The sequence below is a fragment of the Actinotignum schaalii FB123-CNA-2 genome, from assembly GCF_000411135.1.
GTDB classification, from domain to species: Bacteria; Actinomycetota; Actinomycetes; order Actinomycetales; family Actinomycetaceae; genus Actinotignum; species Actinotignum schaalii_A.
Map to the genome: position 1 here is coordinate 1,189,484 of NZ_KE150262.1, position 26,654 is coordinate 1,216,137.

Below are 26,654 nucleotides of genomic sequence, written 5' to 3' on the forward strand. Positions count from 1 at the left end.
ACGCACAGACGCAACACAGCAGAGACGGATAGGAAGGAGAAAAATGGAATACATCACAGATTTTCCCTACGAGACCGAGATTCACGAGGGGTGGATTCCGCTCTCGGACGGTACTCGGCTATGGATGAAAGCCTGGATGCCACGCACGGAAGAAAAAGTGCCGGCCATCCTGGAATATCTGCCCTACCGCAGCGGCGACTGGACCGCGCCGCGCGATCACGAACGCCACCCGTATTACGCCGGGCACGGTTATGCCTCCATCCGGGTCGATATCCGCGGGCACGGCAATTCCGAGGGAATCCCGGGCGATGAATACGATGCGCAGGAACACAAAGACGGCCTGGAAGTGATCGAGTGGATTGCCGCGCAGGAGTGGTGCACGGGCAGCGTGGGCATGTTCGGGATTTCCTGGGGTGGCTTCAATTCGCTTCAGCTGGCCTCCTACCAGCCGGAAGCTCTCAAGGCGATTGTGACTACCTGTTCCACCGATGACCGCTACGACAATGACGTGCACTATTTCGGCGGCTCAATGCTCGCGGTGGATATGCACGCCTGGGGCGCCACTATGCTCGCTTTCGAATCGCGGCCACCGGATCCGCGCGCCGTGGGGGAGAACTGGAAGGCCATGTGGTTGGAGCGCCTCAATAACATGGAACCGTACGTGGATACCTGGATGAGTCACCAGACCCGCGATGCCTACTGGAAACACGGCTCGGTATGCGAGGACTATTCGAAACTCGATGCGGCGGTGCTCGCGGTGGGCGGCTGGTTCGACCCGTACCGCGATACCGTGCTGCGCCTGGTGGAGAATCTCTCCGCGCTGGGGAAGAACGTGCGCGGGCTGCTCGGGCCGTGGAGTCACCAGTACCCGGACCGCGATCTGCGCCCGGGCCCGCACATCGATTTCCTCGGGGAGACGCTGCGCTGGTGGGATAAGTGGCTCAAAGGCGTGGATAACGGCGCGATGGATGAGCCGCTGCTACGCACCTGGATCAGCGATCCCATGCGCCCGGCCTCCGTTTATGAAGAGATCGCGGGCCGGTGGGTGGCCGAACGGGCCTGGCCCTCCCCGGATATTGAGCCGCTTCGTTTTGAATTGGGACAGTCAAGCGTCTCGCCGGGTGCGGTGCGCGGTGGCACGATTCTCGTGAAGTCGCCGCAAGACATCGGCTCGGATGCCGGGCGGTACTTCCCGTACGGGAACGACGCCGATTTGCCGGTCGATCAGCGCAGCGACGATGGCCGCGCGGTGACCTGTGATTTTTACCTGGGAGAATCGGTCGAGATCCTCGGTAATGCCAGGGTGAGGCTGCGGCTGCGCAACGGCGGGGAACGCGGGCACGTTTATGTGCGCTTGGAAGATGTGGCTCCCGATGGTGCTTCTACCCTCGTCACCCGCGGGAATCTTAACCTGAGTGCCCGCGAGGGGCGTGACCGTATCGTGGAGATGCCCGCAGGAGAGTGGGTGGACGTGGAAATTCCACTCACTGGCATTGGCTATCATTTTGCGGCCGGGCACGCACTGCGGGTGGCGCTTTCCAGTGCCTACTGGCCGTGGATTTGGCCGGCCCGGGAAAACGCCGGAGTGGACGTGGATCTGGGGGCCTCGGCGTTGGTAGTACCTGCCCGCCCGATTCGCCCCGGGGGAGAACGTGACGCTTGTGATGATGCGGTGAGCTTCGCCGGGCCCGTCCAGCCCATTGGTTTGGACGTGAAATACCCGGAAGCGGGAGCAGCCGGAGCCCGCCGCCCCGAACGGCTGATTGCCCGCGATGTGACGAAGAAAGAGACATTCATCCAGGTGGATCCCGCCTACGGGGGCACCCGGGTATACCCGGACGGCCTCCACTACGACGAAGATTCCGTGGAACGCTACTGGATTTCCTGGGATGATCCACTTTCGGCACGCACCGAAGCCGAATGGAAAATTGGGCTGGCCCGCCCGGATATCGGTTGGGAGGTTCGCGTGGAAGCCGATACCCGGATCCGCTGCGATACCGAGAACTTCTACGTGCAATCGGTGGTCACCGCTTTCGATCACGAGGAAGAAATCTTCCACAAAGAGTGGACGAGCACCGTAGAGCGTACAGCCTCCTAAGGTAGGGTGAGTCCATGACGTATACAGTGGCGGATATCACCGCGGTCATGGACGAATTATTCCCACCCGCGTGCGCGGAAAGCTGGGATCGGGTCGGCCTGGTGGCCGGCCTGCCCAGCGATGAGGTGCGCAGCGTCGGTTTCGCCGTCGACCCGTGTGAAGCAACCGTGCAAGAAGCCTGCGAACGCGGCGCTGACCTCCTCATCACCCACCACCCACTCTTTTTGCGTGGAACTTCCACCGTGGCGGGAACTTTCGCCAAGGGCAGGTGGGTGACACAGTTGGTGCGCGGGCGGGTCGCGCTTTTCAGTGCCCACACCAATGCGGATGTGGTGGCCTCCACCGTCGCGCTCGCGCGGCTTCTGGATGTGAAGATCGACAGGCCGCTGGATCCTGAATCTGGAATCGGCGGGGTGGGGAGCATTGTGCCCGTGTCCTTCGGGAAACTGGTGGAGCGGGTAGCTCAGGTGCTGCCGTCTACCCCGGCCGGGGTGCTCGGGGCGGGTGATCCCGAGCGGGAAGTGCGGCGCCTGGCTATCTGCTCCGGGTCGGGCGATTCACTATTGGCAGCCGCGAAAGCCGCGGGCGCCGATGCTTATCTCACCGCGGATTTACGCCACCACCCAGCCACCGATCACATCTGGGACGATGGCTGCGCGCTCATTTGCGCCACTCACTGGGCCAGTGAATGGCCGGTGCTCGGTGAGATGGAGGAGCGCCTGCGTGAACATTTCCCGCAGCTGGATACGTATATCTCCGCGATTCCTACGGATGCGTGGAATATCGCGGTGCGTGGTTGAGTGCGTGGTTGAGTGCGTGGCGCAGGTACGGTGCGTGGCGCAGGTACGCTGCACGGGGCGGGCTCTCCCACATAGAATAGGGGAGGCGCGCCGCGCGCCTTTCGTGCGAGTCGAAGGAGATCCACCCGATGAAAGCACCCCGTGCCGATCAACTTATCCTGCTTCAAGTTGCCGATTTGGATGCGCAGCTCAACCGTCTCGAGCGGGAGAATACTCAGCATCCGCTGCGAGCATCCCTAGGCAAACTTCTCAACGCGATTGCCGCGCGTGGGCGGGAAAAATCCACGGCAGAAATTCAGCTGGAACGGGCGCGGGCAGACCTGGCAAGTGTAGAGAAAGCCAGCGCAGATTTAGCGCGGCAGGTCGCGGATAAAGAAGAAAAATATAATGCCGGGACCGGGCTGACATCCCGTGACCTGCTCGTTCTGGAAGACGAAATGGCAGCTTTGCGGGCTACCCTCGAAGAAATTTCGGATAAAGAATTCACCGCGCTCGAAGCGGTGGAAGGCGGCGAGGAGCGGGTGCGGGAACTGGGCGCAGCTATCGATTCACTCCAAGAAAAAGTATTGGCCCAGCGCTCCGAATTAGAAGACGTGGTTGCAGAACTGACCGCCTCCCAAGAAAAAATCCGGGCTCAGCGTGAGGAACTCTATGCGCCGCTGGCGGCATCGCTCAAAAAAGTGTACGAACACTCGGTTGCGACCGGTGGGTACGCGATCATGACCATGACTCCCAACGGTGCTACCGGCGCCGGAATCACACTCTCCCCGGTGGAAGTGGCACAAATCAAAGCAACTCCGGACGATGATATTTATCTTTCGGAGGATTACGACTGCATTATTGTCCCGGTGGATTACGACGAAGCCTAGGTGGGTTTCCGGCTGCATTGGGGCGTGGAAGGCGCGAGGCTTCGGGAATCACATATGCCCCAATACTCATAAGATTCCGAAAAATCTCAGGTTTCCCGCCCGTGGGACTCTTCTTTTTCACTCCTGTACTTCCCATGTACAACATATGTAGTACAGCTCGGAAAAACAGCACGTCCCCGCCAGCGCATCGCTAGGCGGGGACGTGTCTAAGTGCGCATTCCGGACCACGAGAGCCACAGAGTGCGCGTAAGGAACACGAAATAAGATTAAAATCGTGCTTTTACGCGCACTCCATATTGGAGGCCGGCAGGAGAGCTCCCGCCGGCGTTATGCTCCTGGCTGCCCGCGCTGGTTAGGACGGCGGCTGATAGGAATACGAAGCCATGCGGCTTTTAGCGCGCGGCGCGCTTGCGGGAGGCATACGCCACCGCGCCCGTTCCGGCCAGCATCATCAGCAGGGCCGAGCTGGCCACACCGGTGTTTTCCGCGCCCGTGCTAGGCAATTGTGTAGCAGGCGCAGCGTGCTTAGCAACTGATTTTTGGCCGCGGGCTACCGGAGCGGAAGGATCGGCGTGCTTGCCGCCCGCTACCGGTGCTTCCGGTGCCGGCATCTGCGGTGCCGGTGCGCTCGGATCCGCAGTCCCGTTGCCGGGTTGCTCGGGCTTAGCCGGTTGCTCGGGCTTAGCCGGTTGCTCGGGCTTAGCCGGTTGCTCGGGCTTAGCCGGTTGCTCAGCCGCGCACTTCTCCAGGAAAGTACGCAGGGCCGCGATGCGGGCATCGACCGCTGCAAGTTCATCCGTAAGCTGCTTCGCCGCGGTATCTGCCGCAGCGACCTTCTTCGTCGCTTCCTCGAGGACGGCGCTAGCAGCCGTATCTTGTTCGCGAGCCGCCGCGGCCTCAGCCTCCGGCTGGGTAGCCGCCGCTGCCAGCTTGTTGTACTCGGCTTGCAAGTCGTCCAGCTTCGCCGCGGCCGTTTCCAAATCCGCAACCTTCTGGCGTGCAGCATCACGCGCACCCTCGGCGGCCGTCAGCGCGGTGGAACTCTTGTCCTCCGCAGCCTTGGCCTTCTCAAGCCCCTGATCAGCAGCATCCTTCGCGGTTTGAGCCTCAGCGAGCACCTCTGCCGCTTGGGTATGCGCCTGCTGGGCTTCTTCGCGCTTCGCCTTGAGTTCATTCCACTTCGGTACGAACTCATTCGTAATCTTCGTGGAGAGGTCTTCTAGATCCTTAGCCGCCTGCGTGGCCTTTTCCTGCGCGGCGGCGCTTTCCTGCTGGGCCGTAGCCAGTGCCTCATCCACCGGGCGGGTAGCTGCTTCCGCGGCTGCCTTCGCGGCAGCGAGGGTAGCCTTCGTGGTTTCTACCTGCTGCTGGGCCGCGGTGAGCGCCGCGTCTTTCTCGGCAAGGGCAGCGCGTTTCGCCTTCTCTGTTTCAACCGCAGCTCCCAGCTTCGCCGCGCTTTCCTGCGCGGCCTGCTGATTCGCCGCGTGGGTGGTCTCCAGACCAGTCTTCTCGGTCTGTGCCGCATCGCGCTCTGCTTGCTTCGCCGGAATTTGGGTGTCCAGCTGTTCCTTTTCCGCGGTCTTGTTGGTATAGGCCTCATTCGCCTGCGTAAAAGCCGCCTTCTTCGGTGCGGTTTCTGCCTTCTTTGCTTCCCATTCCTGCCGGAACTGCTCCACGTCTTGGGGGGGTGAAATTCTTCTTATCCCCGGCCGCAGCCTCGTACATTTCTTTTGCCTCATCCTCGGCCGCCTGGGCTTCGTTGTAGGCAGTTTCGGCTTCATTCTTCGCTTGTTCCAGCCCGGGTAGTGCAGCCTGCACCTCGGCCTGGCGGTTCTTGAGTTCGGTAAGCGCAGTCTCAAGATCGCCGAGCTTCTGCGTAGCCTGCGCCAGCTTAGCCTCGGAATCCTTGACCGTGGCTTGAGCTGCTTCGTCCTCACCACGCTTAAGCGTCACATCGTTAGCGGCCGTTGTGGCCGCCTGCTGGGCCTCATCCTTCGCGGTCTGAGCTGGCGCAACCGCCTTGGTAGCGTCGCTGTGCGCCCGCTGTGCCGCGGCAACCTTTTCGGCTTCTCGTGCAACCACCTCGGAACGTGCGTCCTGCGCCGCGCGTTCCTTCGCCTGTGCCGCGGTGAGATCCTGATCGGCCTGATTCTTCTTCCCGGTCACCTCACGCAGCTGCGCGGCAAGTTTCTCACGTTCAGTATTGCCCGCAGCCTCGGCTGCCTGCGCAGCCTCCAGCTTCGCGCGGGCATCTTTCTCCGCCTGCGTTTTCGTGGCGAGATCCGCATTCTTCTCGTCAAGAACACGTTGCGCTTCCGCTGCCGCTGCGGCGTCTTTCTCTTTTTGGGCCGACGTCGCAGCTACCTGGCTTTCCGCCTCTTCGAGTGCGGTGCGTGCCGCGGGAATCGCATCTTTCGCGGTCTGACCTTCCGTCTGGAAAGCATCCAGGGCCGCCTTGGCCGTATCGCGTGCCTGCACGGCATCCTGGGCTGCCTTATCCGCGGCGGTTAGTTTCGCAGCAGCTGCATCTTTCGCGGCTTGAGCCGTCGCCGCGGCCTCCTGGGCGGCTGCGAGATCTTGCTGTGCAGTTTCCGCTTTCTTGAGCAGCGCGTCCCGTTCGGAATTCGCCTCGGCGACCGCGGTCGTTGCTTTCGTGGAATCTGTGCAGGACGTAAAAGAAGCGCCCGGAGCGGGGGAGTTGGCGGTTGGTTGTGCCTGGGCGGCCACGGTACCCGCCATTGCGAGGGCGAGCGTGGTCACAGTGAGGGTACTGGCGATTCGGGAGATGCGCTGCGTCATGGGAATCCTTCGCGAAAGACATTGCAGTACTATCCTGAGTGGCTAATCTGCAACTTTTGAGCGTTGATAAAACAGCTAAAGTCTACGAGCCAAGCCGTATATTCGTATATGACCTTTGGTTAAATGTGGTGAGCGTCTACGGTGGGGTATATGTGCAGCTCGTGGCAGGTGTGGCGGCCTGAGTTGGTGCGCGGGAGCCGACCCTCACGCAAAGTCAGCTCCCGCGACCGTTACCTACTAACAGAGAAAACGTGCGAAACGTCGCTGTTTTGCCTGTTGTTCGAATTCTAAGCACGTTTAATATTTATGAGCAACCGCTCCTTAAATGCTTAATGATTGCAGTTGCTGCGGCGAGGGTGGCTTGCCTTACTTTCCGGCCTTTCCCGCTTTCCCTTGTGAGCAAGGTAACAAAGAGGTACTATTACCTGCGGTAATCGATGGGGCGTATACATTCAGAAATGGCATTGTTATATCTCGTTGAACCCGCAGCTGAATCCGCGGGTCTTATCGTGTACCTGCCGGGCTGGTAGCATAAACAGGTCATGTTGGCTGGGCGGCCGCGCGGCGCGCAAGGCGTCTCGAGGAACGTCCGGGCTCCGTAGAGGACGGTGGTGGGTAACACCCACCCGGGGTGACCCGCGGGAAAGCGCAACAGAAAGTAAACCGCCGCAAGGTAAGGGTGAAAGGGTGGTGTAAGAGACCACCGCGTGTCGGGTGACCGGCATGGCACGGCAAGCCCCACCGGGAGCAAGATCAGACAGTGCCCCGTCAGGCTCCTCGTCTAGGGCACGGGTGGATTGCTAGAGTGCGTCAGTAATGGCGCACGTAGATGGATGGTCGCCGCCGCGCAAGCGGTACAGAACCCGGCGTATAGGCCAAGATGACAGCGGGGGCGGATTCTCGGATCCGCCCCCACCGTGTATATCTGCCCGGCCGGGTATATCCGCCTAGAGCCGTAGCCCGAGGTTGGGATCGGAGGGCAGTGTCAAGATCTCCGGTCCGCTTTCCCGCACCACGATGGTGTGTTCGAATTGGGCGGTGCGTCCACGGTCCTTGGTCACGACCGTCCAGTCATCATCCCAGATCTCATAGTCGATAGTTCCCAGCGTCACCATGGGCTCAACCGTGAAGACCATATTCTCTTCGATGGTTTCCCCGTGTAGAGGTGCGGCGTCGTAATGCGGAATAATGAGGCCGGAATGGAAAGCCTCTCCTACGCCGTGTCCGGTGAAATCACGGACGTCCCCGTAATCGAAACGCTTGGTATACGACTCAATCACTCGGCCGATCACGTTGATCTGGCGCCCCGGGCGCGCCGTCTTAATCCCGCGTAGGGTAGCGGTGGCGGTGCGTTCAATGAGAAGGCGGGATTCTTCGTCGATTTCGCCCACGCCGAAGGTGGCATTGGTATCTCCGTGCACGCCGTCCTTGTAGGCAGTCACGTCCAGGTTGATAATGTCTCCCTCGTGTAGCACCTGGTCATCAGGGATGCCGTGGCAGATAACTTCGTTGACGGAGGTGCAGATCGACTTGGGGAAACCCATATAGCCCAGGCACGAGGGGTAGGCGCCGTTATCGATCATGTACTCGTGCGCGATGCGGTCGAGTTCATCGGTGCTTACACCCGGGCGGATGGCTTTGGCTGCCTCGTACATAGCATCCGCGGCAATGGTTCCCGCCACCCGAATTCGCTCAATTGTTTCCTCAGTTTTTACATCCGAGGCGGTGATGACTTCCGGCCCGTCATGGAACATGTATTCGGGACGTTCAATATAGGCCGGAACTTTACGGCGCGGCGAAATCTTTCCGGGTCGCGCCGTACCGAGCGGCGCACGTGCTGCAAGACTCATAGCCACCATTGTAGTGGCTTAGAAACTGTGCTCCTTATCCGGGAATTCACGGCTCTTAACGGCCGTACGGAAGGCCGTGACCGCGTTGCTGAGCGCCGCACCCACCTCGCCGAAACGCTTGGCGTAAGAGGGCTGCCACTCAGTCATCCCGGCCATATCCGGCCACACCAGCAGTTGCCCGGAAGTGCGATACCCAGCCCCGATCCCGAGGGTGGGGACCGAGAGAATTTCGGTAATTTTCGCCCCGAGTTTCCCGGGTACCATTTCGACGACGACAGCAATAGCTCCCGCCTTCTCTAGCGAAACCGCGTCATCAATAATGGCCTCGCTTTCTTCTTCATCCCGGCCCTGTACTCGCGGGCCCCCCAAAGCGGCGTCGGCGTGGGGACGGTAGCCGACGTGGGCCACCACGTTAATTCCAGCCTGAGTGAGGGCCTCAACGGTGGGAGCGAAGGCTTCCCCGCCTTCCAGTTTCACCGCGTCCGCTCCGGCCCGCACCAATCGGATTGCGGTGCGAATAGCTTGCGCGGGGCCCTCTTCGTAGGTGCCCATCGGCATATCGGCAATAATAAAAGCCCGGGTGGTGCCCCGCATAACGGCACTGGTGGCGCGCTCAATATCTTCCAGGGTGACCTGGATGGTCGAGGAGAACCCCAGGGCGGTATTGCCAATGGAATCACCCACCACCAAAATATCAATCCCGGCCGCGTCCAAGATCCGCGCTGTTAGAGCGTCATAGCAGGTGAGTGCCGTGAGCGCCTCTCCGTTAGCGACCATCTCATTCAGGTGCTGTACCCGAATTCGTGCCGGTGAGAACTCCGTCATGATTACCTCCCGATATCTATGGCTTAGAGTACTAGGTCACGCGCGCCGGTGCATCATCGGGCACGGTACGCTAGGTGCGAGGAGGTGACTGTGGAACCCTTGCTTGAGCTGGTGTCCATGAACGCACTGGAATTTTGGTTGGCTTTAGGGATCGGGGTGACTGCCCTGGTCATTATGTGCCTGGCGCTTATTCCCAGTAGGGAATATGCCGATCTTCCGCGCGGGGTGTATCCGCGTGAACCTGCTGGGGTAACCGGCCATAATTACCGGCGGCGGCGTCGGCACACTCGCCCGCCGGTGCGCACCATCCCCCCGGATATGCCGGCCGCCCTCGGGGCTTTTATGCACCGCCACTACGCCGCGGATGACGCTGCCATCACCACCCTCCTCGACCTGGCCGCCCGCGGATTCCTCACCATTGACTTCTTCCGGGATCCGGCCCTGCGCGGCCAGATGATCACCATTTCGCTTACCGAGGCGGATGCCTCCACCCTCGAACCTTTTGAGATGCGGGTTCTGGCTGCCCTCGCCTCCCCGGAAAGTGCCGAATCGGCAGCGTTCCGTGAATCTGAGCCATTTGATGATCGCTCGTACCGTACCGCGATGGAAAATGCCGGACTGCCTGCCGCCTCCCGGCCGGTGCTACGCGTGCAGGGCTTTTCCACCCGTCTTGCCCTGGCCATCGCTCGCGATAGCAAAGCGGAAGTGGTATCGCGGCGGGGCTGGTACCATCACGGGCGCGAATTGGTGGGTTCGCTGGCGGCCGTACTCTTCTTCGGTGGCATCGCCCTGACGGGATTGGCCTTTATCGGGGCCCTGGCTTTCGAACTGTCCTGGTACTGGCTCATCGTGGGTGGCTGGCTGGTGTTCTGCGGATTCGTGGGGCTTCTCAATTTTTCTTCTCTCACCCCGAACGGGGTGGTGGCCAGCGACCAAGTGGAAGGTTTCCGGCGTTTCCTCACCGCTGCTCCCCGTTTCGCCGGGGTGAGCGCAGACGTCCTCGCTTCTTATGTGGGCTGGGCTTATGCCCTGGAATGCGCGGATGAATGGGTTCGTTCCCTCGAGCGCATTAACTCGCGGGATATGCGCGACGTCGGCGCAGCCCTCCCGTGGCTGCACTTTGCTGGAGAAGACATCACAAATTGGTACCAGTTGCGCGAGGCCCTGAGCGTTTTGGAAACTCGGTTCCGTTCCCACCCGCTCGCCCACGATCTCCCGCACGCACGCCGCCGCCACCTGCGGCGCTTCGTACGCGGATTACTACCCGCCTCCACTCGTACGAACAAATAACGGAATTCGGCCGCACAAACAACGGAAAGATGAAGCGCCATGGATGAGCAGCAAGAACACGTTCTTCGCACCATAACCGACCGGGATATCCGCTATGTGCGGTTGTGGTTCACCGATATCGTCGGCACCCTTAAATCCGTAGCTGTGGCTCCCGTGGAGCTCGATAACGCTTTTGCCGAGGGTATCGGTTTTGACGGCTCGGCAATCCAGGGGCTCACGCGCGTGTACGAATCGGATATGATTGCGCGCCCGGATGCTTCGACCTTTGCGGTCTTGCGTGGTATGGATGGGAGCGACGACGCCGCCTTCATGTTCTGCGATATCCTCACCCGCGAAGGTGAGCCGGCCCGCTCCGATCCCCGGGCTATCCTCCAGCGCACCCTGCGCCGCTGCGAGGATATGGGCTTCACTGCCTACGCCCACCCGGAAGTGGAGTTCTACCTCTTCCAGCCGGGAGCCAGCGATGATGAAGAACCCACCCCGATTGATTCGGCCTCTTATTTCGATTACGTCACTCGCTCGGTGGCCCATAACTTCCGGAGGGACGTGATCCTCTCCCTGGAAGACGTGGGGATAAGCGTGGAGTTTTCCCACCACGAAATTGGACCGGGTCAACAAGAAGTAGATCTGCGCTACGCCGACTGCCTGACGATGGCCGATAGCATTATGGCCGCCCGCGTCATTATCAAAGAAGTAGCCCTGCGCCACGGGGTGGAAGCATCCTTTATGCCCAAACCCCTGGCCCACTGGCCCGGCTCGGCCATGCACACCCATTTCTCGCTTTTCGAAGGCGAAACGAATGCCTTCCACGATCAACGCGGCCAGTTCGGGATGTCGGTGACGGCGCGGCGCTTCCTGGCCGGGCTCATGCGTCACGCTCGCGAAATCACCGCGGTGACCAACCAGCATGTTAATTCCTATAAGCGGCTGTGGGGCGGCGGGGAGGCTCCGCCCTACGTGTGCTGGGGACCGCGTAACCAATCGGCCCTCGTGCGGGTACCCGAATATAAACCCACCAAACCGCAATCCGCGCGTCTGGAATACCGCGCCCTGGACACGGCCGCCAATCCCTACCTGGCATTCGCGGCGGTGCTGGGCGCGGGCCTGGCTGGAATCGAAGGAAAATACGATCTTTCTGATCCGGCCGATACGGACGTTCTCCTCCTCACCGATATGGAACGCGCGGTGCTCGGTATCGAATCCCTGCCCGGGAGCCTGGACTCCGCACTCAAGCTTATGGAGAGCTCCGATCTGGTTGCCGAGATTCTGGGCGAAGATGCCTTCGATTACTTCCTGCGCGATAAACGCGCCGAATGGGCCGAATATCGCGCCCAGGTCACCCCGTTGGAACGCGCACGTTTCCGAGCGGATCGATAGGGCGGCGGGGAACGAGTATGCGTCGTCTCACCCTCGTCCAGCGGGCCCGGCGCTCCGGTTTCACGGCACCCGAACGTGCCGCCGCGGAGTTGGAGGCCGGAGCCTGGCAGCCCGAGGACTTCACGCACGTGGCGGACCCGGACCGGGCACTTGCGGCCTGCGCCCGGCTCGGCTTAAGCCGCCGGGAGGGGGTGGGTTGCGATGCCGTTGCCCGGCCGCGCCTCCTGGCTGTCCTCGGGCTTTCCACCGCATTGGCCGATCACCTTGCCCGCCACCCAGAAGCCGCGCGGGCGCTGTGCGGAAGCACGGAAGAAACAGAGGCACGCGCACTCCTGAGCGAGGCGGAGGAACGCGCAGCCATGCGCGCCGCCCTGGCACCGTGGCTCGCGGGCGCTGTGGAAGGTACCGGGACGGGTACTGCGGTCGGCGCCGGGCCGGAGTCCGGAACGGCGGCCGGGAACGATTCGCACGCGAACCGCAGTGATCTCCAGGATGCCATTGCCGCACTGCGAGCCCACTATTACACCCGCATCCTCACCCTCGCCGGCTGGGATCTCACCCTTCCCGATCCCCTTATCCGCCTGCCCGAGGTGGCCGCCACCCTCTCCAACCTGGCCTGCGCCACCCTGGAAGGTGCCCTTCAGCTCGCCCGCACCCGGGTACCCGATGCCCACGATATTGACTTCACGATCATCGCGCTCGGGAAAACCGGAGGCGGGGAACTCAATTACGCATCCGATGTGGACGTGGTTTACATTACTGAACCGCGCCCGGGGACCAGCGAAGCACGAGCGTTGGAGATCGGCACCGCACTGGCCACCACCCTCGCCGGGTATATCAGCGCCCCTGGCCCCGAAAGCGCCCTGTGGACCATTGACACCATGCTCCGCCCCGAAGGCGGAACCGGTTCCCTCGTCCGCACCCTCGCCTCCCACCTCGACTACTACACCAGCTGGGCGCAAAGCTGGGAATTCCAAGCCCTCCTCAAAGCCCGGGTAGCCGCAGGCAACCGCGAACTCGGCGAAAACTACTTGCGCGCCACCCGCCCGCTCGTATGGAACGCCGCCTCCCGAGAGAATTTCGTGACCGACGCCCGCGCCATGCGCACCCGTGTCGAATCCCATATCCCTACCGCACAACGCGAGCGCCACATCAAATTAGGGACGGGCGGCCTGCGCGACGTCGAATTCACCGTCCAGCTCCTCCAGCTCGTCCACGGGCGAGTAGATACCACCATCCGCTCGGCCACGACCACCACGGCGCTCGCGAGCCTGTCCGAAGGTGGATACATCTCACGCACGCACGCCGCACGCCTCGACCACCACTATCGGTGGCTACGCTGCCTGGAACACCGCGCCCAAATGGTGCGGTTGCGCCGAGCCGCCGTGCTACCCACCCGGGAAGATGACCTGCGTCGGCTGGCCCGCTCCCTTGCTCTGCCAGATGCCACCGCACTCCTCGACACCTTCGCGCGGGTGCGCCGGGAGGTGCGTGAACTCCACCAAGATATTTTCTATCGGCCCCTCCTACCTGCCGCCGCGCAGCTCTCCGCGGATGATATTTCCCTGGCGCCCGAGGCCGCCCACAGCCGTCTCGCCAGTATTGGATACCGTGACCCGGCTGGTGCCTTACGCCATATCCGCGCCTTGACCGAGGGAAATAGTCGGCGTGCAGCCATTGCCCGCCAGCTCCTCCCCGTGATGCTCGGGTGGTTTGCTGAAGGGCCCGAGCCGGATGCCGGCCTCCTCGCCTTCCGGGTGCTTTCAGAAAAAATGGGAGATACCTCCTGGTATATGCGCACCCTGCGCGACGGCGGGCCCGTCGCGCACCGCCTCGCCCTTATCCTGGCCCGCTCGCGTTTCCTCGCCCGCGATATTCCCGAGCTCCCCGAATCCATTGCATGGTTGGGCGACGACGCCGAACTGACCCCGCGCAGCGCGGATGCGCTGCGCGGGGAGTTAGACGCGCTCCTCGAGCGGCGCAGCCAGCCGGAGGAGATCGCCGGGGCGGGCCGGTGGTTACGCTGGCGAGAAGTGCTGCGCACCGCCATGGCCCAGGCTCTCGGGCTGCTCGGGCCCGATGACGTAGCAGGCGCGGTGAGTAACGCCGTGGAATGCGCGGTGGAAGCGGGGGTACGCGCCGCCAGGTGCGCCGTCGTCGCCGAAAAAAACGAGGCGGATAGCCATCCCGATATTTCTTTTGCGGTGATTGGGCTGGGGAGCCTGGGCGGGCGCGAATGCGGTTACACCTCGGATGCTGATGTGATGTTCGTCTGGGACGGCCCCGAGACGGCCGCGGGATACGCCGATGCGCTGGCTCGTGCCTTCATGCGCTTAGAACAGGAAACAGGCGGGGTACCGCCCTTAGCCGTGGATGCGGATATGCGCCCGGAAGGCCGGAGCGGGCCGCTGGCCCGGCGCCTGGATTCTTACGCGGAATACTACCGGACCTGGGCTGAACCCTGGGAATTCCAGGCCTTGCTGCGGGCCCGCGCGGTGGGCGGGGATCGGACGCTCGGGCAACGCTTCGTGGAGATGATCGCCCCGCTGCGCTACCCGGAACACTGGGATGAGGCTCGGCGTACCGCCATCAGACTCATGAAAATCAGGGTGGAAAAAGAACGAATCCCCGGGGGAGTAGCTCCGGCTTCCCATCTCAAACTCGGCCCGGGCGGAAGTGCGGATGTGGAGTGGACCGCGCAGCTCCTCCAACTTGAGCACGCCGCGGCCTGCCCGCAACTCCGGGTTACCGGAACGGGAGAGGCTCTGCGGGCGGCCGGCGCTGCCGGGCTCCTCACCGGGGCGCAGGAAAAGGCCCTGGTCGAAGGGTGGCAGACCGCCAGCGCCCTACGCCAGGCCGCTTTTGTGGCTACCGGCCGGACCGGGAGTGCCGCCCAGGTCATTCCGCGTGACCCGCGCGAGCGCGAACGCATGGCCGCGATCCTGGGCGCCGAGCACGCCGCGGATGTCCTCGACCGGCGCGCCCGGGCGGCACGCCACGCCCGCGCCGCCGTCGAATATGTTTTTTACGGGCGGAACTAGGCCACGCACCGCGGGTAGGCCCGTGGTGCGGGCAGAAAGCTCATCCACGTACTTCTTTAGAGCGTGTAGTACAGCTCGAATTCATAAGGGTGCGGGCGGGCGCGCAGCGGCGTGACTTCCGCATCCATCTTGTACTTAATCCAGGTGGCGATGAAGTCCTCCGTGAAGACATCCCCTTCGAGGAGGAAATCATGATCAGCTTCCAGTTCGGCTAAGGCCTCATCAAGGGAAGCCGGGATTGTCTCAATATCCGCGTATTCTTCCGGCGGTAGCTCGTAAATATCCTTATCAATGGGGGCCGGCGGCTCGATGCGGTTGCGGATGCCGTCCAGGCCCGCCATCAGCTCCGCGGAGAAAGCCAAATAGGGATTAGCGGTCGGATCGGGAACTCGGAATTCAATACGCTTGGAGGCCGGGGAATTCCCGCTCAGCGGAATCCGGATCGCAGCCGAACGATTACGCGCCGAATACACCAAATTAATCGGCGCTTCAAAACCGGGAACCAGGCGGCGGTACGAATTCACCGACGGGTTGGTGAAAGCCGCGAGCGCCTTCCCGTGCGCCAGTAGGCCGCCCACGTACCAGCGAGCTAGGTCCGAAAGCTGGCCGTAGCCACGCGGATCGTGGAAAAGTGGCTGGCCATCTTTCCACAGCGACATATGGCAGTGCATACCCGAACCGGCTGAATCAAAAAGCGGCTTGGGCATGAACGTGGCAGTTTTCCCGCACTCATCTGCAGCACGGCGAATCACGTACTTGAATTTCATGAGGTCGTCCGCCGCGGCACGCAAGGAATTGAAACGGTAGTTAATTTCTTGCTGGCCGCCCGCACCCACTTCGTGATGGGCACGTTCCACATCCAGACCCACCTGCGCCAGATACTGACACATAACGTCGCGTACGTCCTCATTAGCATCCACCGGGGCCACCGGGAAATAACCCTGCTGGTGAGGGATCTTGTATCCGGTATTCCCGCCCGGTTCCAGCCGGCTCGAATTCCACGAGCCCTCATTGGAATCAATCACGTACATGGAATGATTGACCCCGGTGTCATAGCGTACGTCGTCGAATAAATAGAACTCGGCTTCCGCACCCACCGAAATCGTGTCCGCAATTCCCGTGGAGCGCAGGTAGGCTTCGGCGCGTTCAGCAACATTGCGAGGATCACGCGCAAAGGGTTCATCCGTATAGGGATCCACCACATTGAAATTCATGACGAGGGTGGGCTCCGCGCGGAACGGATCCACAAAGGCGGTGGACACATCGGGGAGCAGCTTCATATCCGATTCGTGAATCGAGGTGAAACCGCGAATCGACGAGCCATCGAACATATAGCCCTCGCTCATTTTTTCCGCGGTTGCCTGGGTGGCGGGCACTGTGAAATGCTGCATCACGCCGGGCAGGTCACAGAAGCGAATATCGAGAAATTCAATCTCGTTTTCCGCGATAAACTCGGCAGCTTCGGCGACACTTGTGAACATGGTGGACTCCTCCCGGCGCGCGGCTCGGCTAGCGGTGCGGTTTACCCCATGTATTTTAGCGCGCCGTCCCCGGCTCAAAAAACATTCGGGCGTGACTCCGCCCGGGAAACTCACGTGGAATTCCCCGGGCGGATACTGACGAGGTACGACGACGGCGCGGCCCTACTGGCCGCGCAGGGCCCGCCGATTAGCGCGAATATTAGTGGGATCAATACCCTTGGGGATATTGAGCGCCTTATTTCCCAAAGCGTCGAGGCGCTGGGACAGGGCCGAAACTTCCTGGGCGGAAATTTCCTTCTTAAGCTTCTTAATGGCCCGCTCGAGCTTGGCGAGCGGAACCTGGCCTTCGCCATTCCCCATGAAGATAGCGTGCACCGGGGCATTCGGGGCTACGCGGCGAATAGCGCGACGCTCATCATCAATGAGCTTGCGGGTGCGTGATATGGGGCCTTCGGCAACCAGAACCACGCCGGGGCGCCCGATGAGACGGAAAACGAAATCTTGGTGGCGCGCGTTGAAACGCACCGGTTCGGTTTGCTTGACCCACGAGCCGCGCAGCGAATCGAGAATTGCAGACGTGGCGCCCGGCATACCATCCAGCTGCGCGTAGCTGGCCGAACGTACGGCCCGGGTGAGAAGCAGCATGGGGAGCAGGAGCATGAGGAGGATCCCGAAGACGGTCCACGCGATCCAGCTCTTGGTAAGGAAACCGAGGAGAATGCCGATTCCCAGTCCCGCGAGCCCGGCCAGGGCGAGCCACCAGCCCAGATGCTTGTAGGTACGCTTTGCGATGGTGAATGCGTCACGCAGAGTCTTGAAAAAGCCCGGCTTCTTCTTCGCGCCCTTGTTCTTATCCTGTGCCATCTGATTCCTTTTAAATCCTTCTCGATAGTCCCCGTCGATTCTAGACGATAGCGCCGGCTTTGTTGAGCACCGGGCCCAATCTCACGCCTTCGGGTCGGTCGAACGCCGTGTTCGGCGCGCGACTTGTGGATAATGACGCCGTGGAGGGCTTGCCTGTGGATGGTTCCTGGACGGGGTGGGCCGGCGGTGGTGAACTGTCCCTATGACAGGCACAGTGATGAATCGGCGTGGGGTAAGCGGGGCACGTGGCGTGGGAGGAGCTAGCGCCGGCCGGGTAGCTCTCCTGGTGCGCTTGTGTGTGCTCGGGATGGTGGCAGGTGTGCTGGCAGGAATGACGCTGGGTGCGCTGGTGCTTGCGGTGAAAAAGGCACCCGGGGGCCCGGTACGTGGAGAAGACCCGGGGTGCGGTGAGGGTCCGGTGCCTGGCGCTGGCGCGGGTACTACTGAGCCGGGGCCGGATGCTCTGGCGGTGGCCCGGCAGCTCGTGGCGGCCCGTGATGCCGTGCTAAGCGCGGGTGATACAGCCGCGCTGAGTGCCTTGAGTGTGCCGGAAGGTGAAGCAGCCGCAGCCGATGCGACATTGGGTAGCGTGCTGGATAGCACTCCGGTTGCGCAGGTAGAAACCGAGGTGCGGGAAGCTTCCTGGGTGGGGGAGGATCTTCTCGAGGTTGTCACGGTGCAGCGCCGCCTCGTTCTATCTGGCGGGCAAACTATGGGGCCGCAGCCGGAGCGGTGTGCGCGGTGGCAGCTGAGTCCGCAGCCGTGGCGGATTGTGGCGGTTCGCCCGTGTTCGTGAACGGTTCGCCCGTGTTCGTGAACGGTTCACCCGTGTTCGTAAGATAAAACGCCCCCATGTATAGGCTTAGTAACAACGGGCTTGCGGTAGCGATACCGTGCCGGGTTAGCCATATACAGGGCCAGCGCGTTGTGGGCTGTTAGGGACGCAGAATCTACGTCACGGATATAGAACCGCAGAAAAACTGTTACCCACGTACATGTATTCTCTTAGCTGGCCCTACCGTGATCACTCGCTCGGCATGGGCAAGCATGGACGACGTGAGGTGATGCCCATAAATAGCAACGCCACGACGTGGGCCCTACAGGATGCGCCCTCCCGGCAGGAGGCCCCACAAAAAGCAACTTCACGACAGCGGGCCCCACGAAAAGCAACTTCACGACATCAAAACAATTTGTTAATGTAGTTGCCGTTGCGCTTTGATGTCGGGCGGACACGGTTACCTTCCCACGAGAGTCTCAAGGGCCTCACAAGCTTCAATAGTCACACCAGTACCTGGGAAGGGGGTATCTGTTTTCAGAGCTGTACTGCGCTTGTCGTACATGCGAAGTACATCCCGGAAAAACACACCTTCCTCACCGGCGCGGACGGCGGGGTGGCTTGCCGACACCACCGAGACCGCCTGCGACACCTTCCTCACCGGCGCGGACGGCGGGGTAAGGCAACGGCCGATGCGGGGTCCGGGATCGGCGTTTTTACGCGATGATAAATCGCGATGATACAGCGCGGTGGTCCGGTGCAGTGCTCCAGATCCGCGGGTCAGCCAGGCAGCCCGGCTAGGCACAGTGCGAGTGCGGGACATCGCCTCCCACAGGATGCGCGTAAGAGACACGAACCCCCCGAAACGGTGCTCTCCCTCGCACTTTGTTCCCGGGCACGGTTCATGCAGTTTCGGCTGTCTATTAACCCGAAAACTCCCCGGTATCCGGATTGCCATGAGCAATATCGGAACCGGGGAGCATCGTTATGTGCCAGATTACGTGCGTGGCTGAGGCTGTGTTATTGGGTTAGTTAGCTACTTAGGTGCTGAGTAACCCAATAACCGAGTTCCTTAGAACGCACCTTCAAAATCGGCTTCTTCCAGGCGGGCCTTGAATTCCTTGAGGAAACGGCCGGCATCTGCGCCGTCGACCAAACGGTGATCGTAGGTGATCGCCGGGTAGAGGTAGGAACGAATACCGATGGATTCGTTGCCGTCCGCATCCTTGACGATACCCGGTTCGCGCATAATCGCACCGATACCCAGAATAGCTACCTCGGGCTGGTTGATGACCGGGGTGTCAAACATGACACCGTTAGAGCCGGTATTCGTAATGGTGAAGGTACCGCCGGTGAGGTCATCGACAGCTGCTTCGCCATTGCGTACCTTGGCCGCACCGGTGTTGATTGCCCGGGCCAGGCCCGCGATATTGAGATCGCCGGCGTTCTTGATCACCGGGACGAATAGGCCCTTGGGGGTATCCACCGCGATGCCGATGTTCTCGTAATCGAAGTACTCCACCTCATTGTCCTTGATGGTGGCGTTGAGCTTCGGATGGTTCTTCAGGGTATCGATAGCGGCCTTGACGAAGAAGGGCAGGTAGGTCAGCTTGGTTCCTTCACGTTCAGCGAAAGCAGCCTTATTGGCTTCGCGGAGCTTGACGATCTTCGTGACATCCACCTTGATAACGGTGGTCAGCTGCGCCGAAATCTGGAGGGATTCCACCATACGCTTGGCGATGGTTTGGCGCAGGCGTGTCATCTTCGCGGTAGTACCGCGTAGCTGAGCTGCCTCAGCCGAAGGTGCACTCGGTACGGCTTTCTTGGTCGGGGCGGGTGCCGGAGCCGGAGCCGGGGCCGGCTGAGAAGCAGCGGCTTGGGCGCGCGCGGCTTCTTCTGCAGCCTTCTTCGCGGCAGCGGCTGCCTCTTCCACATCCTGGCGGCGGATACGCCCACCCACACCGGAGCCCTTGACCGCGGAGAGATCCACATCCAAGTCCTTGGCGAGCTTGCGCACAATTGGAGTGATGTAGGCATCCGGTTCGGAGAACCCGGTACCTGCATCAGCCACATCCAGGTCAGGCGTGTGTGCCTGGTTTTCCTGCTGGGCCGGGGTGCCGTGCTGCGGGGTCCCGGAAGCCGGTTCCTGGACCGCCGCCACACTGGCCGGTGCTTCAGCCGGGGCCGCTCCGGCGGCGGGAGCCGCGGGAGCGGGCGCGGCTGCGCCGTCGCCGATATAAGCGATGACGGTGCCCACCGCAACCGTTTCGTCTTCCTGGACCACGATCTTCTGGATGGTGCCAGCGGCCGGGGCAGGAACTTCCGAATCAACCTTATCCGTGGAGACTTCCACGATGGGCTGGTCGGCTTCGACTTCGTCACCTTCGGCCACCAGCCACGAGGTGACGGTTCCTTCACTGACCGATTCGCCCAGGGCCGGCATCTTCACTTCCACACCGGTGGCAGCCGAGCTGCCTTGCTGCGGAGCCGGTGCGGCAGGTGCAGCGTCAGCGGCCGGAGCCGGAGCCGGGGCCGCCGGGGCAGCAGCCGGGGCTGGAGCTTCCGCGTGGTTCGCGTTGCTGGCGGGAGCTGCCGGAGCAGCCAGACCGGAGCCATCACCGATATAGGCGAGGATCGCACCCACCTCAACCTCTTCGTCTTCCTGGACGAGGATCTGTTCGATAACACCTTCCGCGGGGGAGGGGACTTCCGAATCGACCTTATCCGTGGACACTTCCACAATCGGCTCATCGAGCGAAACAGTATCGCCCACCTGCTTGAGCCAGGCGGTCACGGTACCTGTGGTGACGGATTCGCCCAGGGCGGGCATCTTCAACGGTTCAGACATAGAGTTTTCTCCCTCGATTTAGTGGTTGTGGAGCGGCTTGCCCGCGAGGACCAGTGCCGCTTCGCCGATTGCTTCGTTCTGGGTGGGGTGGGCGTGGATAAGACCATCGAAGTCCTGAGCGTAAGCTTCCCAAGCCACCATGAGTTCACCTTCACCGATCTGTTCGGACATGCGTGCCCCGATAGCGTGGAAGCCCACAATGGGGCCGTCCTTGACCGCGACCAGCTTAACGAAACCTGCCGCGCCCAGCATCTGGGACTTGCCGTTACCGGTGAGGTTGAAGGTGGCGGTGGTGATATTTTCCTTGCCGTATTCTTCCTCAGCTTTATCCTGATTGAGGCCCACCGAGGCAATTTCCGGGGTGCAGAAGGTCACGCGCGGAATCTTCGTTTCGTCAATCACCTTCGGGTTGAGCCCCGCGATATCTTCCGCAACGAAAATACCCTGGAGGAAACCGCGGTGTGCCAGCTGGAGACCGGGCACAATATCGCCTACCGCGTAGATTCCGTCAATGTTGGTACGCAGGCGCTCATCGGTGAGGACGAAACCGCGATCCATCTTCACCCCGACTTCCTCGTAGCCGAGGTTCGCGGTGGCCGGACCGCGCCCGATAGCGATGAGCAGGTAATCCGCTTCGAATTCCTTGCCGTCCTGGGTGAAAACCTTGACGGAATGATCGGTTTGTTCGAGGCGATCAAACATGGTTCCGGTGGCGAATTTAATACCGCGCTTGCGGAACTGGCGTTCCAGATTCTTGGAAACTTCCGGATCTTCATTGGGAACCAGGCGCGGCAGGCCCTCAATAATCTGGACTTCTGCCCCGTAGGAGCGCCACGCGGAAGCGAATTCCACCCCGATGACACCGCCACCCAGCACGATCACGGATCCGGGGGCTTCACCCAGTTCCAGCGCTTCGGTTGAGGTGAGTACACGGCCGGTGATTTCCTGGCCGATGGTCTTCGAGTAGGAACCGGAAGCAAGAACGACGTGCTTGCCACGGTAGTGCACGCCATCAACTTCGATGGTGTCCTTCGCAACGAGCTTGCCCCAGCCCTGCACAATTTCTACTCCGCGCGAGGAGACCAGGCCGGTCAGACCCTTGAACATCTTCTCGATGACGCCATTCTTGTAAGCCTGCAAGGTAGGCATATCAATGCCCTCAAAGGAGCCCTTCACACCGATGGAGGGGCCTTCACGCATTTCATCGGCAACATCAGCGGCGTGCAGCAGTGCTTTGGTGGGGATGCACCCGCGGTGCAAACAGGTACCGCCGAGCTTGTCAGCCTCAATGAGAGCAACGGTCAGGCCCAGCTGACCGGCACGAAGCGCGGCCGCGTAGCCGCCGCTGCCGCCACCGAGGATGACGACGTCGTACTCTTTCGTTTCTGCCACAGGATTTCCCTTCGCAATACAACATTTTGGAATGCGGTACAAGAGCCGCTATACCTATATTGTGCCATGCTGAGGTGTTATCTGGAACGCATCACGCTCCCAGCGAGGGTCGCTAAAATCACCGTATGGGTCTTTTTTCGCGTCGCTCCCGTTCCCGTGCCGCTCACAGCGGTGCTCGCCGTTCGACAACGGCGAAACACTTCGCCGATTTCATCGAGACCCGGGCGGGGGTGGAAGCTTATTTTGAGGTAGAAACTCCGCGTGAGCCGGCAGCTCTTCTCCTCGTTGCTCGCACCGGGGAGTGGACTCGCCGGCGGGTGCCCGATCTGGCTGCCGGAGCACAACTTGCCCGGGAACTGGGCATACCTTTCTACGAAATTAATCGCACCGGCTACCCCGAGTCGGTGCGCCGTTGGAATGCGGAGCACCGGCGCGCTTAAAGGTTTATGATGGTACGTCGTCTCCGCGGTCGTTCTCGTGAAGGAGACGCGAAACCGGTGCAGGATTCTGGGAGGAGCCAGGTGAATAGTGAAATGATTCGAGACGAGAGGCGCACTGCCGTGGGCTGGCCTCTCTTCCTCCTCATTGCGCTGAGCCTGGGGGCCGCTATTTTCGTGTGGCGAGCCATCGTCGCGGGCACCGAAGATTTTCAATTGGGCTATCCCTGGCGCATGGCCACCACCCTGGTGGCGGCGCTTATCTGGGTACTTGCCTGCGCTGGCTCTCTCCACAACGGGCGGCGGATGCGCTGGGTGGCCACCGCCTGCTGGAGCGCCAATATTGTGATGGCCGTGGTGGGTGTGGTGATCCCGGATCTTTTCCACCAGGTGAGTCCCTGGTATCAGGCCGGTGCCACCTATTATTACCTTCCCACCCTCGGGGCCATTGCCGGGCTGGCGTGGATTATGTGGTCGCGGCCAGCCAGCATCGCCCAGCGCAATCTTTAGATCTTGCCTTGCAATTGAGACCTTTCCTGCACCCGAGGTCTCATTTTTTAGTGGCGAGCCTAGCCTTTGGCGGCGCGCTTGGCTTCTTTCTTCGCTTCCCGCGCCTTCTTGAGATCCGCGGGAGTGCCGCCCTCAGGGTACTCACCGAATTTCACCATGGGGCGGGGCATACGCCAACGCCGCGGGGTGAAGCCGCGTGACATCATCTGCCCGACCAGACGATCCGGAGTTTTATCCTCCCCGAATTTGTATTCCACCAGGGTGCGGACCTGGCGGGCGCGCCACCATGCTTCCACGGCCATGAGCACCAGAACCGCGTAGCAGGTAATAACAAATACATTGAAGACCAGCGGATAGCGGGTGAGGGTGAAAACGCCCACGATCATAATGATGGCCAGGAAGAGCATGAGCGAGGAGAACTGGAAGCGCGAATCAAGAGCATCGCGCGCGAAAGCCCGCTGCACACCCGCGTGGGCGAGGGGCATATTCCGAATATCCCCCGTTTTCATCGCGGTTTGTTCGCGTTCCCAGCGCTCGGAGGAACGGGCGCGTTCCTCGGCCTTGCGGGCTTTCTTTTCCTCTCGCGTCATGGAGGATTTATCAGAAATAATCGGCCGCCGGCGGCGCGCTTCCACATCCTTACGCTTCGGGGTAGGTGCGCCCTTGCTCGGTGTATATCCCTTGGGGTGGGTGGGTGCGGGTGCTACCTGTTCTTGCGCCTGTTCTAGTGCCTCTTTCTTGCGGCCGAATGCCATCTCAACTCCTGCGTCGTCGCCAACTATGCCTTGAACGAGAATAGTCTAACCGTTCGCGCGCGACTGCCCTGTCCATTACCCGTGCACACTACCCGCAGCCGTTCACACAAAGTCGCCTGCGCACAGCCTGCGCCGTCGTTGTTGAGCACTCGCCCGCGCGGCCGCCGGCGCGAACCCGGTACCCTAGGACGTATGAGTAGTGATCTTGTTGCGCGCGTGGATGAGGCCCTGCCCGTCCATCGCGCTTTGCTTGAGGACCTTGTCCGTATCCCCTCCGTTTCTGCGGATGCATTTGACCAGGCCAAGGTGCGTGAATCTGCGGAGTTCGTGGCGCGTATGGCCCGCGAACGCGGCTTCGACGTCGATATTATTGAATTGGAAACACCCCAGGGTAAGGGCCGCCCGGCGATTCTCGCCCATAAGCACGTCGGCGATGATAAGCCCACCATTCTTCTCTACGCGCATCACGATGTGCAGCCGCAGGGAACCCTGGACGGCTGGGAATCCGATCCTTTCGAGCCGGTAGAAAAGAACGGGCGCCTCTACGGGCGCGGCACCGCGGATGATAAGGCGGGCGTGCTTGTCCATATGGCCGCGATCTCGGCTCTCGGCGATGACCTGGCCGTGAACGTCACCCTCTTTATCGAAGGTGAAGAAGAAATCGGTTCGCCTACCTTCCACGCGTTCCTGGAAACCTACCGGGATCGCCTGCAAGCCGATGCCATTGTGGTGGCCGATTCGGGTAACTGGAAGGTGGGGGTGCCCTCCCTGACCACCTCCTTGCGCGGTGTCGTGCGCTTGGGCGTGGAAGTGTCTACTCTCACCCACGGTGTGCATTCGGGGCAGTACGGCGGGCCCACCCTCGATGCGGTGACCGCCCTCGCGCGGATTATCGCAACCTTGCACGACGAGAACGGTGACGTTGCGGTTCCCGGTTTGGATGCCTGGGATGATGCCGACGTCGATTACGAAGAAGAGCACCTGCGCCGCGATGCTGCGATTCTGCCCGGCATGCAGCTCCTGGGCACCGGCTCTTTCAATTCGCGCATGTGGACGAAACCCTCCATCGCCGTGATCGGCATGGATGTCACCTCCACGGCGGAAGCCTCCAATACCGTGATTCCTTCCGCGCGGGCCTTCCTCTCCATGCGGGTGGCTCCCGGTCAAGATCCGCAGCGCGCTGGCGAACTGCTGGCCGAATACATCGAAGCGCAGGCGCCCTTCGGAGCTACCGTGGTCACTGAAGTTGCGGAAGCGGGTTCCGGTTTCAAGGCCGGGGAGGATACCCCCATTATGCATCTGGCTCGTGAAGCGCTCAGCGAAGCCTTCGGTCACGAATCGGTGGATATCGGAACGGGTGGATCTATCCCCTTCATTTCTGACCTCGCGGAAGTCTTCCCGGAGGCGGAGATTTTGGTGACCGGCGTGGAAGATCCGGACGCACGTGCTCACGCTCATAACGAATCCTTGCATCTGGGCGATTGGCGTAACGCTATTCTGGCGGAGGCGCTGCTCCTGGAGAAGCTGGGTGCGGGCGAAAGCCGCTAAGCGCGGGTAGGCGAAGGCCGCGGCGCCTTCGCGCGGCGCGAACGGAACGAAGAAAGTGACATTGATGGGAAAGAAAATTCTTGCGGGATGCACGGCGGCTTTGCTCGCGTGCGGCCTCGCGGCATGTTCGGGTGGGAACGACGGCGCAGCTAGCTCAACACCGGCTGCTTCGGAATCCGCGAGCGCTGAGGCAAGCGGTGCGGTGGAAAGCCCCGCCCCCGGGGAAACGCCTGAGATTGTGTACTCGGAGGAAGGCATGCCGTCCCTGGGTGGCACGGCGCAGGCACCGCTGCTGGAGTTCCCGCAGGGGGATGCTCCCGCGGATGTGCGGGTGCGGGTGCTGGAACAGGGCAGCGGCGCGGAGCTGGGCGCCGATGCGGTAGCCAAGGTCAATTACGTGGGTCAAGTGTGGGGGAAGAACGAACCTTTCGATTCCTCCTATTCGCGCAACGCCCCGGCTACTTTCCCGCTCGCCCAGGTGATCCCGGGCTGGAGCCACACCCTGGCCAAAGCCCACGTGGGGGACAAGCTGATTTTGTCCATCCCGGCCAAGTGGGGCTACGGGCCTTCGGGTGGCACCCAGGATGGTTCCATCGGGGCCACGGATACCATTGCTTTCTACGTGGAAATTCTGGATGCCTGGAACGCGAAGAGCGCGGGCGAGGCCGGTGCCACGGTGGAAATCGAGGCCGATGCACTCCCGGTGGAATACAAGGGGGAGTTGGGCCAGCCCATTACCGAGATCCGGGTGAAAGACGGAGCAGAAGCTCCCGCGGAACTCAAGGCCACGGTGATTGCTCGCGGCAGCGGGGCTCCGCTCCCGGAGAAGGGCACCTATGTGCTCCAGTTCGCGGCCGCACAATGGGATAACGCCCACGCGGAAAATACCTGGGCTCCCACAACCGCGAACTACCCGGCCGGCCCGCGTTCGGTTCCTTCCACCCAGCAGATTTTCGCGCCCCTGGCCGGAGTGCCGGTTGGTTCGCGAGTGCTGTTGAGCGTGCCCAGTAAAGATAATCCGGCCCAGGCTATTGCCGTGGTCGTGGACATTCTTTCTGCGGTGTAGCTAGCGGGTAGTTGCCGGGTAGTCACCGG

Annotated in this window: 20 protein-coding genes and 1 other RNA gene; 12 read left to right on the forward strand and 9 right to left on the reverse strand. The window is 61.6% G+C overall.

The window, feature by feature from the left end:
- Positions 1-43: 43 nt before the first annotated feature.
- The 3 genes from HMPREF9237_RS04805 to HMPREF9237_RS04815 all read left to right on the forward strand — a co-directional run bounded on the left by HMPREF9237_RS04805 (position 44) and on the right by HMPREF9237_RS04815 (position 3,767).
- On the forward strand, positions 44-2,098 hold the full coding sequence (locus tag HMPREF9237_RS04805) for a CocE/NonD family hydrolase (protein ID WP_016442610.1): 2,055 nt from the start codon (positions 44-46) through the stop codon (positions 2,096-2,098).
- 14 nt (positions 2,099-2,112) lie between these two features.
- The gene (locus HMPREF9237_RS04810) at positions 2,113-2,898 is read left to right on the forward strand and encodes a Nif3-like dinuclear metal center hexameric protein (RefSeq protein WP_016442611.1); all 786 of its coding nucleotides are present in this window, start codon (positions 2,113-2,115) and stop codon (positions 2,896-2,898) included.
- A 128-nt stretch (positions 2,899-3,026) separates the two neighbouring features.
- Positions 3,027-3,767: a zinc ribbon domain-containing protein gene (locus HMPREF9237_RS04815; protein ID WP_016442612.1), complete on the forward strand. Its 741-nt coding sequence runs from the start codon at positions 3,027-3,029 to the stop codon at positions 3,765-3,767.
- A gap of 392 nt (positions 3,768-4,159) precedes the next feature.
- Here HMPREF9237_RS04815 and HMPREF9237_RS04820 read toward each other — a convergent pair whose 3' ends face one another.
- Together HMPREF9237_RS04820 and HMPREF9237_RS04825 are read right to left on the reverse strand one after the other, a co-directional pair.
- The gene (locus HMPREF9237_RS04820; RefSeq protein WP_039898335.1) at positions 4,160-5,443 is read right to left on the reverse strand and encodes a hypothetical protein; all 1,284 of its coding nucleotides are present in this window, start codon (positions 5,441-5,443) and stop codon (positions 4,160-4,162) included.
- Positions 5,364-6,566, reverse strand: a complete 1,203-nt coding sequence (locus HMPREF9237_RS04825; RefSeq protein WP_016442614.1) for a hypothetical protein — start codon at positions 6,564-6,566, stop codon at positions 5,364-5,366. The genes HMPREF9237_RS04820 and HMPREF9237_RS04825 overlap by 80 nt, the downstream gene beginning before the upstream one ends.
- A 541-nt stretch (positions 6,567-7,107) precedes the next feature.
- Here HMPREF9237_RS04825 and rnpB point away from each other — a divergent pair.
- An RNA gene (gene rnpB, locus HMPREF9237_RS08950) (RNase P RNA component class A) lies at positions 7,108-7,453 on the forward strand.
- A gap of 60 nt (positions 7,454-7,513) precedes the next feature.
- On the opposite strand, the gene map is transcribed toward rnpB, so the two are convergent.
- Positions 7,514-8,425: a type I methionyl aminopeptidase gene (map, locus tag HMPREF9237_RS04830; RefSeq protein WP_016442615.1), complete on the reverse strand. Its 912-nt coding sequence runs from the start codon at positions 8,423-8,425 to the stop codon at positions 7,514-7,516.
- 9 nt (positions 8,426-8,434) lie between these two features.
- On the reverse strand, positions 8,435-9,241 hold the full coding sequence (panB, locus tag HMPREF9237_RS04835) for a 3-methyl-2-oxobutanoate hydroxymethyltransferase (RefSeq protein ID WP_016442616.1): 807 nt from the start codon (positions 9,239-9,241) through the stop codon (positions 8,435-8,437).
- A gap of 90 nt (positions 9,242-9,331) precedes the next feature.
- Between panB and HMPREF9237_RS04840 the strand changes: the two genes are divergently transcribed.
- Genes HMPREF9237_RS04840 through HMPREF9237_RS04850 form a run of 3 tightly spaced genes read left to right on the forward strand, consistent with a single transcriptional unit; the run spans position 9,332 to position 14,949 of the window.
- Positions 9,332-10,531: a DUF2207 family protein gene (locus tag HMPREF9237_RS04840; protein ID WP_016442617.1), complete on the forward strand. Its 1,200-nt coding sequence runs from the start codon at positions 9,332-9,334 to the stop codon at positions 10,529-10,531.
- 39 nt (positions 10,532-10,570) lie between these two features.
- Positions 10,571-11,908 (forward strand): glutamine synthetase family protein, encoded by a 1,338-nt coding sequence (locus HMPREF9237_RS04845; RefSeq protein WP_016442618.1) that lies wholly within the window; start codon positions 10,571-10,573, stop codon positions 11,906-11,908.
- Positions 11,909-11,925: 17 nt separating this feature from the next.
- Positions 11,926-14,949, forward strand: a complete 3,024-nt coding sequence (locus HMPREF9237_RS04850; RefSeq protein ID WP_016442619.1) for a bifunctional [glutamine synthetase] adenylyltransferase/[glutamine synthetase]-adenylyl-L-tyrosine phosphorylase — start codon at positions 11,926-11,928, stop codon at positions 14,947-14,949.
- Between the two features lie 56 nt (positions 14,950-15,005).
- Here HMPREF9237_RS04850 and glnA read toward each other — a convergent pair whose 3' ends face one another.
- On the reverse strand, positions 15,006-16,430 hold the full coding sequence (gene glnA / locus HMPREF9237_RS04855) for a type I glutamate--ammonia ligase (protein ID WP_016442620.1): 1,425 nt from the start codon (positions 16,428-16,430) through the stop codon (positions 15,006-15,008).
- 162 nt (positions 16,431-16,592) lie between these two features.
- A complete protein-coding gene (locus HMPREF9237_RS04860; protein ID WP_016442621.1) occupies positions 16,593-17,294 on the reverse strand; it encodes a DUF4191 domain-containing protein in 702 nt (233 codons plus the stop codon).
- Positions 17,295-17,496: 202 nt separating this feature from the next.
- Here HMPREF9237_RS04860 and HMPREF9237_RS04865 point away from each other — a divergent pair, with 202 nt between their 5' ends.
- On the forward strand, positions 17,497-18,090 hold the full coding sequence (locus HMPREF9237_RS04865; RefSeq protein WP_155875852.1) for a hypothetical protein: 594 nt from the start codon (positions 17,497-17,499) through the stop codon (positions 18,088-18,090).
- Positions 18,091-19,141: 1,051 nt separating this feature from the next.
- Here HMPREF9237_RS04865 and sucB read toward each other — a convergent pair.
- Entirely contained in the window at positions 19,142-20,917 is a 1,776-nt protein-coding gene (gene sucB / locus HMPREF9237_RS04870; protein WP_016442624.1) for a 2-oxoglutarate dehydrogenase, E2 component, dihydrolipoamide succinyltransferase, read from the reverse strand.
- An 18-nt stretch (positions 20,918-20,935) separates the two neighbouring features.
- Positions 20,936-22,309, reverse strand: coding sequence for a dihydrolipoyl dehydrogenase (lpdA, locus tag HMPREF9237_RS04875; RefSeq protein WP_016442625.1), 1,374 nt, complete (start codon positions 22,307-22,309; stop codon positions 20,936-20,938).
- 125 nt (positions 22,310-22,434) lie between these two features.
- Between lpdA and HMPREF9237_RS04880 the strand changes: the two genes are divergently transcribed.
- Both HMPREF9237_RS04880 and HMPREF9237_RS04885 read left to right on the forward strand, forming a co-directional pair.
- A complete protein-coding gene (locus HMPREF9237_RS04880; protein ID WP_016442626.1) occupies positions 22,435-22,749 on the forward strand; it encodes a hypothetical protein in 315 nt (104 codons plus the stop codon).
- A gap of 81 nt (positions 22,750-22,830) precedes the next feature.
- Positions 22,831-23,256 carry a hypothetical protein gene (locus tag HMPREF9237_RS04885; RefSeq protein ID WP_016442627.1) on the forward strand — a complete coding sequence of 142 codons (426 nt, stop codon included), beginning with the start codon at positions 22,831-22,833 and terminating at the stop codon, positions 23,254-23,256.
- 59 nt (positions 23,257-23,315) lie between these two features.
- On the opposite strand, the gene HMPREF9237_RS04890 is transcribed toward HMPREF9237_RS04885, so the two are convergent.
- The gene (locus tag HMPREF9237_RS04890) at positions 23,316-24,011 is read right to left on the reverse strand and encodes a DUF3043 domain-containing protein (protein ID WP_016442628.1); all 696 of its coding nucleotides are present in this window, start codon (positions 24,009-24,011) and stop codon (positions 23,316-23,318) included.
- A gap of 192 nt (positions 24,012-24,203) precedes the next feature.
- Between HMPREF9237_RS04890 and HMPREF9237_RS04895 the strand changes: the two genes are divergently transcribed.
- Together HMPREF9237_RS04895 and HMPREF9237_RS04900 are read left to right on the forward strand one after the other, a co-directional pair.
- On the forward strand, positions 24,204-25,559 hold the full coding sequence (locus HMPREF9237_RS04895; RefSeq protein ID WP_016442629.1) for a dipeptidase: 1,356 nt from the start codon (positions 24,204-24,206) through the stop codon (positions 25,557-25,559).
- Positions 25,560-25,623: 64 nt separating this feature from the next.
- Positions 25,624-26,625: an FKBP-type peptidyl-prolyl cis-trans isomerase gene (locus HMPREF9237_RS04900; RefSeq protein WP_016442630.1), complete on the forward strand. Its 1,002-nt coding sequence runs from the start codon at positions 25,624-25,626 to the stop codon at positions 26,623-26,625.
- The last annotated feature ends 29 nt before the right edge of the window (positions 26,626-26,654 follow it).

Coding starts and splice junctions, on each gene's coding strand:
- HMPREF9237_RS04805 (WP_016442610.1), top strand. CDS start 44: ATGGAATACATCACAGATTTTCCCTACGAGACCGAGATTCACGAGGGG.
- HMPREF9237_RS04810 (WP_016442611.1), top strand. CDS start 2,113: ATGACGTATACAGTGGCGGATATCACCGCGGTCATGGACGAATTATTC.
- HMPREF9237_RS04815 (WP_016442612.1), top strand. CDS start 3,027: ATGAAAGCACCCCGTGCCGATCAACTTATCCTGCTTCAAGTTGCCGAT.
- HMPREF9237_RS04825 (WP_016442614.1), bottom strand. CDS start 6,566: ATGACGCAGCGCATCTCCCGAATCGCCAGTACCCTCACTGTGACCACG.
- map (WP_016442615.1), bottom strand. CDS start 8,425: ATGGTGGCTATGAGTCTTGCAGCACGTGCGCCGCTCGGTACGGCGCGA.
- panB (WP_016442616.1), bottom strand. CDS start 9,241: ATGACGGAGTTCTCACCGGCACGAATTCGGGTACAGCACCTGAATGAG.
- HMPREF9237_RS04845 (WP_016442618.1), top strand. CDS start 10,571: ATGGATGAGCAGCAAGAACACGTTCTTCGCACCATAACCGACCGGGAT.
- HMPREF9237_RS04850 (WP_016442619.1), top strand. CDS start 11,926: ATGCGTCGTCTCACCCTCGTCCAGCGGGCCCGGCGCTCCGGTTTCACG.
- glnA (WP_016442620.1), bottom strand. CDS start 16,430: ATGTTCACAAGTGTCGCCGAAGCTGCCGAGTTTATCGCGGAAAACGAG.
- HMPREF9237_RS04860 (WP_016442621.1), bottom strand. CDS start 17,294: ATGGCACAGGATAAGAACAAGGGCGCGAAGAAGAAGCCGGGCTTTTTC.
- HMPREF9237_RS04865 (WP_155875852.1), top strand. CDS start 17,497: ATGACAGGCACAGTGATGAATCGGCGTGGGGTAAGCGGGGCACGTGGC.
- sucB (WP_016442624.1), bottom strand. CDS start 20,917: ATGTCTGAACCGTTGAAGATGCCCGCCCTGGGCGAATCCGTCACCACA.
- HMPREF9237_RS04880 (WP_016442626.1), top strand. CDS start 22,435: ATGGGTCTTTTTTCGCGTCGCTCCCGTTCCCGTGCCGCTCACAGCGGT.
- HMPREF9237_RS04890 (WP_016442628.1), bottom strand. CDS start 24,011: ATGGCATTCGGCCGCAAGAAAGAGGCACTAGAACAGGCGCAAGAACAG.
- HMPREF9237_RS04895 (WP_016442629.1), top strand. CDS start 24,204: ATGAGTAGTGATCTTGTTGCGCGCGTGGATGAGGCCCTGCCCGTCCAT.
- HMPREF9237_RS04900 (WP_016442630.1), top strand. CDS start 25,624: ATGGGAAAGAAAATTCTTGCGGGATGCACGGCGGCTTTGCTCGCGTGC.